This is a genomic window from Cryobacterium gelidum (assembly GCF_004403985.1).
Taxonomy (GTDB): domain Bacteria; phylum Actinomycetota; class Actinomycetes; order Actinomycetales; family Microbacteriaceae; genus Cryobacterium; species Cryobacterium gelidum.
Map to the genome: position 1 here is coordinate 465,004 of NZ_SOHL01000003.1, position 12,661 is coordinate 477,664.

The 12,661-nt window shown below is 66.0% G+C and carries 11 protein-coding genes; 5 read left to right on the top strand and 6 right to left on the bottom strand.

Annotated elements, in window-relative coordinates; translation table 11 throughout:
• The first annotated feature begins 13 nt into the window (after nt 1-13).
• The 5 genes from nadA to E3T50_RS02380 all read left to right on the top strand — a co-directional run bounded on the left by nadA (nt 14) and on the right by E3T50_RS02380 (nt 5,801).
• Nucleotides 14-1,360: a quinolinate synthase NadA gene (nadA, locus tag E3T50_RS02360; RefSeq protein WP_134550365.1), complete on the top strand. Its 1,347-nt coding sequence runs from the start codon at nt 14-16 to the stop codon at nt 1,358-1,360.
• A gap of 1 nt (nt 1,361) precedes the next feature.
• The gene (gene nadB / locus E3T50_RS02365; RefSeq protein WP_134550366.1) at nt 1,362-2,930 is read left to right on the top strand and encodes an L-aspartate oxidase; all 1,569 of its coding nucleotides are present in this window, start codon (nt 1,362-1,364) and stop codon (nt 2,928-2,930) included.
• Nucleotides 2,924-3,811 carry a carboxylating nicotinate-nucleotide diphosphorylase gene (nadC, locus tag E3T50_RS02370; RefSeq protein ID WP_134550367.1) on the top strand — a complete coding sequence of 296 codons (888 nt, stop codon included), beginning with the start codon at nt 2,924-2,926 and terminating at the stop codon, nt 3,809-3,811. The genes nadB and nadC overlap by 7 nt, the downstream gene beginning before the upstream one ends.
• Nucleotides 3,812-3,815: 4 nt before the next feature.
• A complete protein-coding gene (locus E3T50_RS02375) occupies nt 3,816-4,958 on the top strand; it encodes a cysteine desulfurase family protein (RefSeq protein ID WP_134550368.1) in 1,143 nt (380 codons plus the stop codon).
• A gap of 108 nt (nt 4,959-5,066) precedes the next feature.
• Nucleotides 5,067-5,801, top strand: a complete 735-nt coding sequence (locus E3T50_RS02380) for a GntR family transcriptional regulator (RefSeq protein ID WP_134464532.1) — start codon at nt 5,067-5,069, stop codon at nt 5,799-5,801.
• A 69-nt stretch (nt 5,802-5,870) separates the two neighbouring features.
• Here the strand turns inward: E3T50_RS02380 and E3T50_RS02385 are convergent, their stop codons facing one another.
• The 6 genes from E3T50_RS02385 to iolD form a co-directional block, all read right to left on the bottom strand.
• On the bottom strand, nt 5,871-6,668 hold the full coding sequence (locus E3T50_RS02385) for an ATP-binding cassette domain-containing protein (protein ID WP_134550369.1): 798 nt from the start codon (nt 6,666-6,668) through the stop codon (nt 5,871-5,873).
• Nucleotides 6,665-7,705: an ABC transporter permease gene (locus tag E3T50_RS02390; RefSeq protein WP_134550370.1), complete on the bottom strand. Its 1,041-nt coding sequence runs from the start codon at nt 7,703-7,705 to the stop codon at nt 6,665-6,667. The genes E3T50_RS02385 and E3T50_RS02390 overlap by 4 nt, the downstream gene beginning before the upstream one ends.
• Nucleotides 7,702-8,673 carry a sugar ABC transporter substrate-binding protein gene (locus E3T50_RS02395; RefSeq protein WP_134550371.1) on the bottom strand — a complete coding sequence of 324 codons (972 nt, stop codon included), beginning with the start codon at nt 8,671-8,673 and terminating at the stop codon, nt 7,702-7,704. Before E3T50_RS02395 ends, E3T50_RS02390 begins: the two co-directional genes overlap by 4 nt.
• A 77-nt stretch (nt 8,674-8,750) precedes the next feature.
• Nucleotides 8,751-9,644, bottom strand: coding sequence for a TIM barrel protein (locus E3T50_RS02400; protein ID WP_134550372.1), 894 nt, complete (start codon nt 9,642-9,644; stop codon nt 8,751-8,753).
• A 2-nt stretch (nt 9,645-9,646) separates the two neighbouring features.
• Complete coding sequence (locus E3T50_RS02405; RefSeq protein ID WP_134550373.1) at nt 9,647-10,645, bottom strand: Gfo/Idh/MocA family protein; 999 nt, start codon at nt 10,643-10,645, stop codon at nt 9,647-9,649.
• Nucleotides 10,646-10,769: 124 nt separating this feature from the next.
• Nucleotides 10,770-12,656: a 3D-(3,5/4)-trihydroxycyclohexane-1,2-dione acylhydrolase (decyclizing) gene (gene iolD / locus E3T50_RS02410; RefSeq protein ID WP_134550484.1), complete on the bottom strand. Its 1,887-nt coding sequence runs from the start codon at nt 12,654-12,656 to the stop codon at nt 10,770-10,772.
• Nucleotides 12,657-12,661 lie beyond the last annotated feature (5 nt).

The following is a 12,661-nucleotide window of genomic DNA, read 5'->3' on the forward strand; positions in this document are numbered from 1 at the left end:
AAGGAGCACGAACATGACGATTCCCTCGGTCGAGACCACCATTCGTCTCATCGATACCGGCGCCGCTGCCGGCAGCACGTGCAGCCCCGACCTGGCGACTCCGCCGTGGGAGTTCGATGCCGGCACGCCCGGTTACGGGCCGGGCTCCTCGATGGGCGACGTGATTCCGGCCGGGTCGCCGCGCCAGGGCGCGCTGCCGGAGCGCTACCGCACCGCCTCGCCGGAAGAACTCAGCGCCCGCATCGTCGAAGCGAAACAGGCGCTGGGTGATTCGGTGGTCATTCTGGGCCATTTCTATCAGCGTGACGAGGTGCTGCGCCACGCCGATTTCGTTGGCGACTCCTTTCAACTCGCCCAGGCCACGCAGAGCCGTCCCGACGCCGCGGCGATCGTGTTCTGTGGCGTGCACTTCATGGCCGAAACCGCCGACCTGCTCTCCGGAGGCGACCAGGCCGTGATTCTGCCGAACCTCGCCGCCGGCTGTTCCATGGCTGACATGGCCGATATCGACTCGGTCACCGAGTGTTGGGAACAGCTCGAAGAGCTCTACGGCACGGATGCCGATGCCTCCGGCCGCGTTCCGGTAATTCCGGTCACCTACATGAATTCCTCCGCCGCGCTCAAGGGCTTCTGCGGCGAGCACGGCGGCATCGTCTGCACCTCGTCGAACGCCCAGGCCGTGCTGGAGTGGGCGTTCGAACGCGGCCAGCGGGTATTGTTCTTTCCCGACCAGCACCTGGGCCGCAACACCGCCAAGGCCATGGGCGTTCCGCTCGAAGCGATGCCGATGTGGAACCCGACCCGGCCGCTCGGCGGCAACACACGGGGCGAACTCGACGCCGCCCGGGTCGTGCTCTGGCACGGCTTCTGCAGCGTGCATCGCCGCTTCACCGTGCCGCAGATCGATGCCGCCCGCGCCGAGCACCCGGGCGTGCAGGTCATCGTGCACCCGGAATGCCCCATGGCGGTCGTCGACGCGGCGGACTCGGCCGGGTCGACCGATTTCATCGCCAAGGCCATCGCCGCAGCCCCGGCCGGCACGACCTTTGCCATCGGCACCGAGATCAACCTCGTCAACCGGCTCGCCGCCCAACACCCCGAGCATGAGATCTTCTGCCTCGACCCGGTGATCTGCCCCTGCTCGACCATGTACCGCATCCACGCCGGCTACCTGGCCTGGGTGCTCGAAGCACTCGTCGGCGGTGGCGAACAGTCGGCGCAGGTACTCAACCAGATCACGGTGTCGCCCGATATCGCCCGGCACGCCAGGGTGGCCCTGGAGCGGATGCTGGCGGCCCGGCCGCCGGCATCCACTGCGCCTGCTACTACCCTGCCGGACCAGCAGCTGGTCGGCGTCTGACATGTCCTCGATCCTCGTCGTCGGCAGCGGCCTCGGCGGTTTGCTGGCCGCGGTGCGGGCAGCTGATGCCGGCCACCGCGTCGTGCTCGTCACCAAATCGGTGCTGCCCGAGAGCAATACCCGGTACGCGCAGGGCGGCATCGCCGCCGCCCTGTTTCGCGACGACTCGGTCGACGCACACATGCTCGACACGCTGCGCGCCGGCGCCGGGTTGTGCGATTTGGCCGCCGTGCGGGTGCTCTGTGCGGAGGGTCCAGCGCGGGTGCGCGACCTCATTCGTTTCGGGGTGGACTTCGACCGGGACGAGTCGGGCGTGGCCCGCGGGCTGGAAGCAGCGCACTCGCGCTCGCGGGTCGTGCACGCCGGCGGCGACGCGACCGGAGCCGTCATCGAGGCCGCCCTCGTCGCAACCGTGCGACGCCGTGCCGCCATCGAGGTGCGGGAACACACCATGCTCGTTGACCTGAACGTCGACGCGACGGGGGCGGTCCGTGGCGTTCGGGTGCTCGGCCCGAACGGCGTGCAGCTCGCGCTAAGCGCCGATGCTGTGATCCTCGCTACCGGCGGTGCTGGCGCGCTCTACACGCACACCACCAATCCGTCGGTCGCGACCGGCGACGGGGTGGCGGCGGCGTGGCGCGCCGGGGCATCCGTGACCGATCTGGAGTTCTATCAGTTTCACCCGACCGCCCTCGCTGTACCCGGTACGCCGCTCGTGTCGGAGGCGGTGCGCGGCGAAGGGGCCGTGCTGCGCAATCACAGCGGCGAGCGCTTCATGCTCGCGGAACACCCCGACGCCGAACTCGCTCCGCGCGACGTCGTCGCCCGCGCCATCGCCCGCCAAATGGAGTTGCAGGGCGGCGCCCCCGTGTTGCTCGATGCCACCGCCCTGGGGCGCACGCTGCTCGAAACCCGGTTTCCCACGATCACGGCCGCCTGCCGCGTAGCGGGCCTCGACTGGGCGGTCGATCCGATTCCGGTGGCGCCGGCGGCACACTATTGGATGGGCGGCGTCGCCACAGATGCCTGGGCTCGCACCAGCCTGCCCGGCCTCTACGCGGTCGGCGAAACCGCCCGCACCGGAGCGCACGGCGCCAACCGGCTCGCCTCCAACTCGCTGCTCGAGGCGGCCGTCTTCGCCGACCGCGCCGTGCGCGCCCTCGGCCAGCCGTGGCCGGCGAGTGCAGCCGCCCCGTCCGACACCGCGACCCGTTCCACACATCTCTCCTCCCCACGGGTCGAACGCCGGGAGCTGCAGCAGCTCCTCTGGGACTTCGCCGGCGTGCACCGCTCCGGTGTCGGCCTGGTCCACGCCGCCGGTGCCCTCGACGAGTGGGCCGCACCGCCGGCCACCAGCAGGTCGGTCGCCGCCCTCGAAGACCGCAACCTGCTCGACCTGGCCCGCCTGCTCGTATCGGCAGCGCTCGCCCGCGAAGAGTCTCGCGGCGCACATTACCGCTCGGACTTCGCCGACACCCGGCCCGAACTGGCCCATTCCCGCTCGCACTCACGTCACCGCACAACCCGACACCCCGAACTCGTACCGGCCAAGGAGGCCATCGCATGCTGACCGACCACTCCATCAACGTTGTCGTGCAGGCTGCCCTCGACGAGGATGCCCCCTGGGGCGACCTCACCTCGGCGGTACTCATTCCCGAAGACGCCATCGCCACGGCCAGGCTCGAGGCACGCGAACCGGGAGTGTTCAGCGGCGGCGCCGTGTTCGCTGCCGCGTTCGCGCTGACCGACTCCCACATTGAGGTGCGTCAGTTCGTGGCCGACGGCGAGCTGTTCGACACCGGCGCGACGCTCGCCGAGGTGACCGGCCCGGCCCGCGGCATCCTGCAGGCGGAACGCATCGGCCTCAACTTCGTGCAGCGGATGAGCGGAATCGCTACCCTCACCGCCCGATACGTCGCGGAAACCGCTGGAACTCACGCCCGCATCGTCGATACCCGCAAGACCACACCGGGGCTGCGTGCCCTGGAACGAGCGGCGGTACGCGATGGCGGCGGGCACAACCACCGGTTCAGCCTTTCCGACACTGTCATGGCCAAGGACAACCACCTCGCGGTGCTCGCAGCCGGTCCGCTCAGCCTCACCGAGGCACTACTTGGGGTGCGCGCCCGGCTCTCCCACACCACCCACTTCGAGGTGGAGGTGGACCGGCTGGACCAGATCGACGCGGTGCTCGCGGCGGGTATCGACACCATCATGCTCGACAATTTCAGCTTGGACGATCTGCGGGCGGGCGTGACCCAGGTCGCCGGGCGCGCGATTGTCGAGGCCAGCGGCGGGGTATCGCTTGCGACGGTTCGTGACATTGCGGCCTCCGGTGTCGACGTGATCTCGGTAGGTGCGCTCACCCACAGCGTGCACTCACTCGACCTCGGCCTCGATATTGCCATTCGGGTGAACGGTACGCCGGCCGGATTCGCGCCGGCTCCGTGAACCCATGATCTATCTCGACAACGCCGCTACCACCCCGGTGCGCCGCGAGGCGCTCGAGGCCCTGTGGCCGCACTTCGGGCCGAACTTCGGCAACCCGTCGAGCCACCACGAGGTCGGCGAGGCGGCGGCTGCCGCGCTGCTGGAGGCGCGGCGCAGTGTGGCCCGGTCGCTTCACTGCCGCCCCGGCGAGGTCACGTTCACGAGCGGCGGCACCGAGAGCGACAACCTCGCGATCAAGGGCATCTCGCTCGGCGCCCCGCGTGGCCGGCACATCGTGACCACACCGATCGAACACGAGGCCGTACTCGAATCCTGCGACTACCTGCGCCGGCTGCACGGTTTCGAGATCACCCTGCTACCCGTGGATGCTAACGGCCGCGTCGACCCCGCGGCCCTCGCCCGGGCACTGCGCCCCGACACCACGTTGGTCTCGGTGCACTACGCCAACAACGAGGTGGGCACGGTGCAGCCCCTCGTCGAACTGGCTGCGATTGCCCACACCATAGGTGTGCCGTTTCACACCGATGCGGTGCAGGCCGGCGGCTGGCTCGACCTCGACGTCAGCACACTCGGCGTGGACGCGCTGAGCCTGTCCGGCCACAAACTCGGCGCTCCCCCCGGTATCGGAGCGGTCTTTCTGCGCGGCCGTCTCCCGATCGAACCGCTGCTGCACGGTGGCGGCCAAGAACGCGGTAAACGCAGCGGCACCGAGAACGTTGCCGGAGCAGTTGCCCTGGCCGTCGCGCTGCGCCTCACTGCGGAAGAACGAGCGGACGCCGCGACGCGCACGAGCCTTCTCCGCGACCAGTTCGTCACGACCATACTGCGAGAAACACCGACAGCCCGGCTCACCGGCCATCCCACCGAACGCCTGCCCGGCACCGCGTCGTTTGTCTTTCCCGGCACCAGCGGCGAGGCGGTACTGCTCGAGCTCGAACAACGCGGCATCGTCTGTTCGAGCGGGTCCGCCTGCGCTGCCGGGAGCAGCGAGCCCTCGCACGTGCTCACGGCGATGGGCTGGCCGGCCGACGTGGCCCAGACGGCGGTGCGGTTCACGCTGGGTGCTGGCACGACGGCGGCGGAGGCGACGGAGGCGGCAGCATCCGTTCGCGCAGCAGTCGCCGCGGTGGCCAGCCTCGGCGACTAAATCACTGACGACCTACAGCATGACCTGATATTGTCAGGACAATTGGCCAAACCGGTTGGCTTGTCAGCGAGGTATCAGGTGAGCGCGAAGGAAGAAAACACCCTCCCCATGGGAATGTTCATGGACCTGGAACGGTCCGGCCCGATTCCGCTGTACTTTCAAGTCTCCCAGCGCATCGAAAAGGCCATTCTCAGCGGTGAGCTGCCGGCCGGGTCACGGCTGGAGAACGAGGTCGCCCTCGGCCAGCGGCTGGGCCTCAGCCGTCCAACCGTGCGCCGCGCCATCCAGGAAATCGTTGACAAAGGCCTGCTGGTACGTCGTCGCGGCATCGGCACCCAGGTCGTGCACGGCCAGGTGACGCGTAAGGTCGAACTGACCAGTCTCTACGACGACCTCACCAATACCCACAAAGTGCCCTCGACGCACCTTCTCACCCTGGAAAACCGGGTAGCGGATGCCAAAACAGCCGAGCGACTCAGCGTGGCCGAGGGCAGTCCCACCCTGTACATCCGGCGGGTGCGCCTGGCCGACAACGTGCCAGTCGCCGTGATGGAGAACTGGCTCCCCGAGGAGTTCATCGGCATCGAACCGAGTGATCTCGTCGCGCACGGCCTGTACCAGGTGTTGCGTTCACGAGGTGTCACGATGCGGGTTGCCCGCCAGCACATCGGCGCCCGAAAGTCCACCAACGAAGAATCCGCCTTGCTGGAGATCGAGAAGAACTCCGCGCTGCTCACGATGGACCGCACGGCGTTTGACAATTCGGGCCGCGCGGTCGAGTTCGGCCAGCACTGCTACCGCCCCGACTTGTACTCCTTCGAGGTGACGCTGGTCGAAAAGTAGCACGTCGAGGTCTGGCCGCCGGACCCAAACGGGCTGAGACGGCCAGACTTTCAGGCGCAGCAAGCGAGGCTAGGCGCGAGCGAGCTCGTGCGCCAGAGCGTCGAGCTCTGCTCCGCCGGCCATGAGCTTGGTCATCTCCTCGATGGTGATCTCGCTCTTCTTGAAGTTGCCAAGGCTGGTTCCGCGCTTGAGCAGCAGAAACCGGTCACCGACGGGATAGGCGTGGTGCGGGTTGTGCGTGATGAACACCACGCCGAGGCCGCGGTCGCGGGCCTGCGCGATGTACTTCAACACCACTCCGGCCTGCTTGACGCCCAGGGCAGAGGTCGGCTCGTCGAGAATGACGACCTTCGCTCCGAAGTACACGGCTCGGGCGATGGCCACCGATTGGCGTTCGCCACCCGACAACGTGCCGATCGGCTGGTCGACATCACGCAGGTCGATGCCCATCTTGGCGAGCTCTTCCTTGGTGATTCGCCGCATGCCCTTGACGTCCAGCTGCCGGAACGGGCCGAACCCGCGAGTCAACTCCGAACCGAGAAAGAAGTTGCGCCAGACCGGCATCAGTGGAACCACGGCAAGGTCCTGGTAGACCGTCGCGATGCCCAGGTCCAGGGCCTCGCGCGGGCTGCCGAAGGTGCGCTCGACCCCGTAGGCGAGGAGCTTGCCCTGGGTGTGCGCGTGTGCCCCGGAGAGAATCTTGATGAAGGTGGACTTGCCGGCACCGTTGTCCCCCAGCACGCAGAGGACCTCACCGACACCCACCGAGGCGGCCACTCCCTGCAGCGCCAGGATGGAACCGTACGTCTTGCCGATGTCTCGAACTTCGAGGATGGGCGGAGCAGCGGATGCTTCTGCGTGCGTCATGAGCGAACTCCTGCCTGGCGGCGTACATAGAGGTTGACGAGCACGGCCAGCAGCAGCATGCCACCGAGGAACGCCTTGAGCCAGTTGTTGTCCCACTGGGCGAACACGATGCCCTGCAGGGTCATGCCGTAGATGAGGGCACCGAGCGCCGCACCAATGGCCGATCCGTAGCCGCCGGTCAGCAGGCAGCCACCGACCACGGCACAGATGATGTAGATGAACTCCTGGCCGATTCCGGTGGTGGCCTGCACCGTCGACACGTCGAACAGTTGCAGCATTCCGACCAGCCAGCCCGCGCCGGCCGTGGTCATGAACAGGCCCATTTTGACCTTCATGACCGGCACGCCGACCTGACGGGAGCTGGTGATCTGCCCGCCGACCGCGAAGATCCAGTTTCCGGAGCGGGTACGCAGCAGAATCCAAGTGGCGAGGGCGGTCAGGGCGATCCACCAGACGATGGAGACCTTCACGTCCATGCCGAACAGGTTGAACGAGGAGCCGAAGAACACCTTGACGGCGTCGAAGCCGGGCACTGCGCCCATACCCTGAATCGACACGGTGCCGGTGATGATTTTCGTGACAGCGAGGTTCACCCCCTGCAGAATAAAGAAGGTGGCGAGCGTCACGATGAAGCTCGGCAGGCCCGTCTTCATGACCACGAAGGCGTTCGCGGCACCGATGGCGAGGGCAATAGCCAGGGCCACGACCAGGGCGAGCCAGATATTGACGCCCCACTCGGTCGTGACGATCCCGACGATCAGTCCGGTCGTGCCGACCATGGCACCGGCAGAAAGGTCGAACTCGCCGCCGATCATGAGCAGGGCGACCGCGACGGCCATGATGCCGAATAGCGACGCGGAGTAGAGCCAGGTGGCCACCCCGGCCGGGGTCAGAAATGCTTGGGTCGAGACCGAGAAGAAGGTGAAAATGGCGAGGGCTGCAACCGCTGCGCCGACCTCGGGTCGGCGCAGCAGCGTGATGATCAGACCGGCCTGCTTGATCCGTTCATCGGTCACCGCGGGTGCGGTGATAGTCATCGCGTCCCATTCTTCGCGAACTTCGCGACCTGATCCGCGTTGTCCTTGGTGACGAAGCCGGGGCCGGAATAGACCGGCAGACCGCCGCCGACAACGTCGCCGTTACGAGCCTGCAGGGTGAGGAACGTCACCGGAAGGTAACCCTGGGAGTACGGCTGCTGGTCCACGGCGAACAGGATCTTGTCGTCGAGGATCAGCTGGGTCACGTCGGAGGACACATCGAAGGTTGCCAGCACGGCTGTGCTCGTGGCTTCCTCAATCGCCTGGCTGGCTGCGACGGCGATGCCCGGGTTCAGGGTGAGCACGCCATCGATGGACGGGTCGGCCAGAAGCTTGCTCTTGATCGTGTTCTGGGCGTCTGCGACGTTGGCCACATCGACCTGAACGTTGCTGACCGTGCCGCCGAGGGTGTCCGCTGCACCATTGCAGCGCTCTTCCAGTCCGGTGTTGCCGGCCTCGTGGATGACGCAGATGACGTTGCTGACGTCGGCGTCGGCAAGCTGCTCGCCCGCGCCCTGGCCGGCGATGAACTCACTCTGACCGATGTGGGTCTGAGCACCGAATTCCTTGGACTGCTCCAGCCCGGAGTTGATCGTGATCACCGGGATTCCGGCGGAGACAGCCCTTTCAACCGCGTTCTTGACACCGTCGGGGTTGGCCATCGAGACGATGAGTCCGTCGGGTTTCGTCGCAATAGCCGCATCGATCAGCTGGCTCTGCTTGACCGGGTCTCCATCGCCCTGATAGGTGACGGTTGCCCCCAGATCGGTGCCGGCCTGCTCCGCACCGCTTTTGACCACGTCCCAGAAGGTATCGCCCGGAGAGCCGTGGGTGACGACGGCGATCGTGACCTTTTCGCCGGATGCCGCGGCGTCGGTGGTTGCTGCCGTGTTGCTGGTGGCCGTACAACCGGTGAGGGCGAGCGGCAGGACGACGAGCCCCACCATCCAGCGAGATTTGAACTTCATGAGTGAATCCTCCATTGGATACGTTAATGGTGCGGTGCCGTGTGTGCTGCGAATAGTGCTGTCGGACGTGAAAAATCTTAGGTAGTCACCAAAGCGGCAATGAAGTCGATGCTGGTACGCACATCGGCGAGTGGCCCCTGGCCGATGGGTGGGTTTTCGGTCAGGATGGTGTCCTGCTCGAGAACGTAGTAGCCCGCATATCCGGCCTCCTCGAGCGCGTTGACAATCGTCGCTATATCGATCTCGCCGGATCCTAGTGGGGTGTACATGCCCAGACGCACCGCGTCGGTATAGCTCAGCTCCTTTCGCTGCACCCGCGCTGCCAGGTCTAGCCGCACGTCCTTCAGGTGCACGTGGCTGATCCGAGAGGCATGCTTGCTGGCCAGTTCGACCGGGTCGGTACCGCCGATCAATAAGTGTCCGGTGTCGAGGCAGAGCCCGATCCGGGAGCCGTTCAGCACCCGTTCGACATCGTCGTTCGATTGAATCATCGTTCCGAAATGGGGATGGATGGATGCCACCACACCCCGTGTGGCGGCCGCCTGCACCAATCGATCGAGGTTAGTCAGAAGGGTCTTCCACTCCTGCTCACTCAGCGCCGGCCTCGAATCGTAGCCGACCTGGCCGGTGTCGGCCGAGAGAACAAGTCGGGTTGCCCCGGCCGCGACGAATGAGTCGAGTTCGGCTTGAATTGCCGGGACCGGATCGCTGCCCGCGTCGTGCAGCAGGATTGGCACGAATCCGCCGACGGCCTTCAAGCCGGCATCGGCGAGTGTGGCAGCCTTGTTGCCGGGGCTCGCCGGAAGAAACCCTTCGGGTCCAAACTCGGTGGCCACGACGCCCAATTCGCTCATCTCGCTGAGAACACGCTCAGAGGTGAGTTGAAAGCCCCACCCGGGAACCTCGCACACGCCCCAGGAAATCGGCGCGGCGGCGATGCGGCTCAGGAGACCTGCGGATGCCTCGGCCATGGTCAACGCTTGACTTCGTCGAGGCGAACCGGGCGCCCCTCGGCGCGGGAAAGTTCGGCTGCCTCGGCGATATAGAGCGCTTCGAGGGCATCCCGAGGAGTGCACGGGCTTGCGGTTTCGCCGGCGGCCACGGTGACAAATCGTGCCAGCTCTGCCGCGTAGGCGGGAGCGAATCGTTCCTGAAAGTTGGGCCAGGCCGAATCGCTGGGAAAGCTGACTCCCGGCTCGGCACTGGTCAGCGGCACGCGCTGGTCGAGACCGACCGAACGGTTTCCCAAGCTTCCGGCCAGTTCCATGCGCACGTCGTAGCCAGCGCCGTTGTAACGCGAGCCCTGCACGGTGACGAGGGTGCCGTCATCGAGCGTGAGGAGGGCGGCGGACTCGTCGACGTCGCCCGCATCTGCGAAGAAGGAGGCCCCACGGTTGGCGCCGGTCGCGAAGACCGTCGCAACCTCACGGCCGGTGACCCAGCGCAGAATGTCGAAGTCGTGAATGTGGCAGTCGCGGTAGATTCCACCACTGTTGGGAATGTACTCCGCCGGAGGCGGAGTCGGGTCGCAGGTCAGAACGTGCATGCGGCGCAGTTCGCCGATGTCACCGTTCTGCAGCGCATGTTTGGCTTCGGTGTAGCCGGCGTCGAACCGGCGCTGGAACCCGATCTGTACCGGCACGTCGTGACGCTCTACCTCGTGGACGAGCAAAATGCTCGACGCGAGGTTCTCGGCCAATGGCTTCTCGCAGAAGGTCGGGATGCCCGCGCGCACGGCCCGAACCATGAGCTCGGCGTGGGCCGAGGTCGGGGCGGCAATCACGATGCCGTCCGGCTTCGAGCCGAACGCTTCGTCGATTGTGGCGGATTCCGAGCCGACCGAAGCGGCAGCAGCCGCGGCACGTGCCGGATCGAGATCGGCGATCAGGAGGTCGGTGACACCGGCCTGTGCCTTCAACGTGCCCACGTGAGAGAGCCCGATCCTGCCGGCACCCAAAACTACGAATCGCACTTTATTTCCTCCACATTGAGTTTGTTTTATTGTCCTAATGTTCTTGCTTTTGACCAAGGTATACGGTTGTCAAACCGTCGTCAAGATAATGTCTTAACATACGGACAAATCTTTTGCACATGGCCTAGTCGCCCAGGTAGGAGCGCTGATTCTGCTGTCGTGCGACGTAGTCCGCGCGCGCTTGTTTCGTGCTGTCGAGGGCCGAAACTTCGGCCACCGGCACGTCCCACCAGCCCTCCGTATCGGGTGAGAACAGCAAGGGATCGCTGTTGATATGAATCAGGGTGGCCGTTGCGGACGCCTTCGCCGTTGCCACGGCTGCCGCCAGGTCGGCGATGACGTTGGCGCCGGGCTCGACCCTGATCACCGAAATCCCAAGACTCTGGGCGTTAGCCGCCAGATCAATCGGCAGCGTCGCATTTGTTTCAAAACTGTTGCGGTCTTTGTCTTGAAAACGGTATTGCGTGCCATACCGCTGCGAGCCCACGGTGTCGCTCAGATGCCCGATGGACGCATACCCGTGGTTCTGCACGAGCACAATGATGAATTTGAGGCCTTCGGCCACGGCCGACACGATCTCGGTGTGCATCATCAGGTACGACCCATCACCGACCATGACGATCGAGTCGCGGTCGGGGGCAGCCCGGCGCACGCCGATGCCTCCGGCGATCTCGTAGCCCATGCAGGAGAAACCGTATTCCACGTGATAACCGAGCTCATCGCGCACCCGCCAGAGCTTGTGCAGGTCGCCGGGCAGTGACCCAGCCGCGCAGACGACCACGTCGCGAGGGTCTGATGCCTGCTGCACGGCACCGATGATCTCGGACTGGGACGGCAATGGCCGGCCGCTCGGAGCGATGGCCGCGTCGACGACCGCATTCCACTCCGCCTTCTCCAAGCGTATGCGATCGGCAAATTCGGCGTCGATGCGATACCGACCGATGCTCGCGTTGAGTTCGAGCAGGGCTTCCCGGGCGTCCGCGACCACCGAGATGGCCGCACCATGCTTGATCGCGTCGAAGGATGCCACGTTGATGTTGATGAAGCGCACGCCCGTGTGTTGGAAGGCGGTGCGGCTGCCGGTCGTGAAGTCGCTGTATCGCGTGCCGATCCCGATGATCAGGTCGGCATCACGGGCGATGCGGTTGGCAGCGGTCGTTCCGGTGGCTCCAACCGCGCCAAGGCTCTGCGGGTGGTCCCAGAGCAGGGAACCGACGCCGGCCTGTGACGTACTCACCGGGATGCCGGTCAGTTCTACAAAAGCGGCGAGCGCTGCGGCTGCATCCGAGTAGATGACACCACCTCCGGCAACGATCAGCGGGCGTTTGGCTTCACGAACGGCGCGCACGACCTGGTTAATGACACCGCGATCCGGCCGGGGGCGACGGATCTGCCACTCGCGGTCGGCGAGAAACTCCACCGGCACGTCCAGCGCCTGCGCCTGCACGTCTTCGGGGAGGCAGAGCGTGACCGCGCCGGTTTCAACCGGGTCGGTGAGCACCCGCAGGGCGCCGATGGCCGCCGAAAACAGCTGCTCGGGGCGCTGCACGCGGTCGAAGAACCGCGACAACGGCTTGAAGGCATCGTTCACGCTGATGCTCGCGTCGTTCGGCAGTTCCAGCTGCTGCAGCACAGGGTCGGCCACCCGCGTGGCGAACGTGTCGGAGGGCAGGAGTAGAACAGGCAGCCGGTTGATGGTCGCGAGGGCGGCGCCGGTCAGCATATTCGTGGCACCCGGCCCGACCGAGGCGGTGCAGGCGAAAGTCGACCGACGTCGCCGCATCCGCGAAAAAGCCACGGATTCGTGCACCATCCCCTGCTCGTTGCGCGCCTGGTGATATGGCATCAGCGTCGGGTCCTCAACGGAGAGCTGCTTGAGGGCCTGGCCGATGCCGGCGACGTTTCCATGACCGAAGATGCCGAAGGTTCCCACGATGGTGCGCTCGCGCACATCGCCGTCGACCGTGTACTGGTGGGCTAGAAACTCAATGAGCGCCTGGCTAACTGTCATACGAC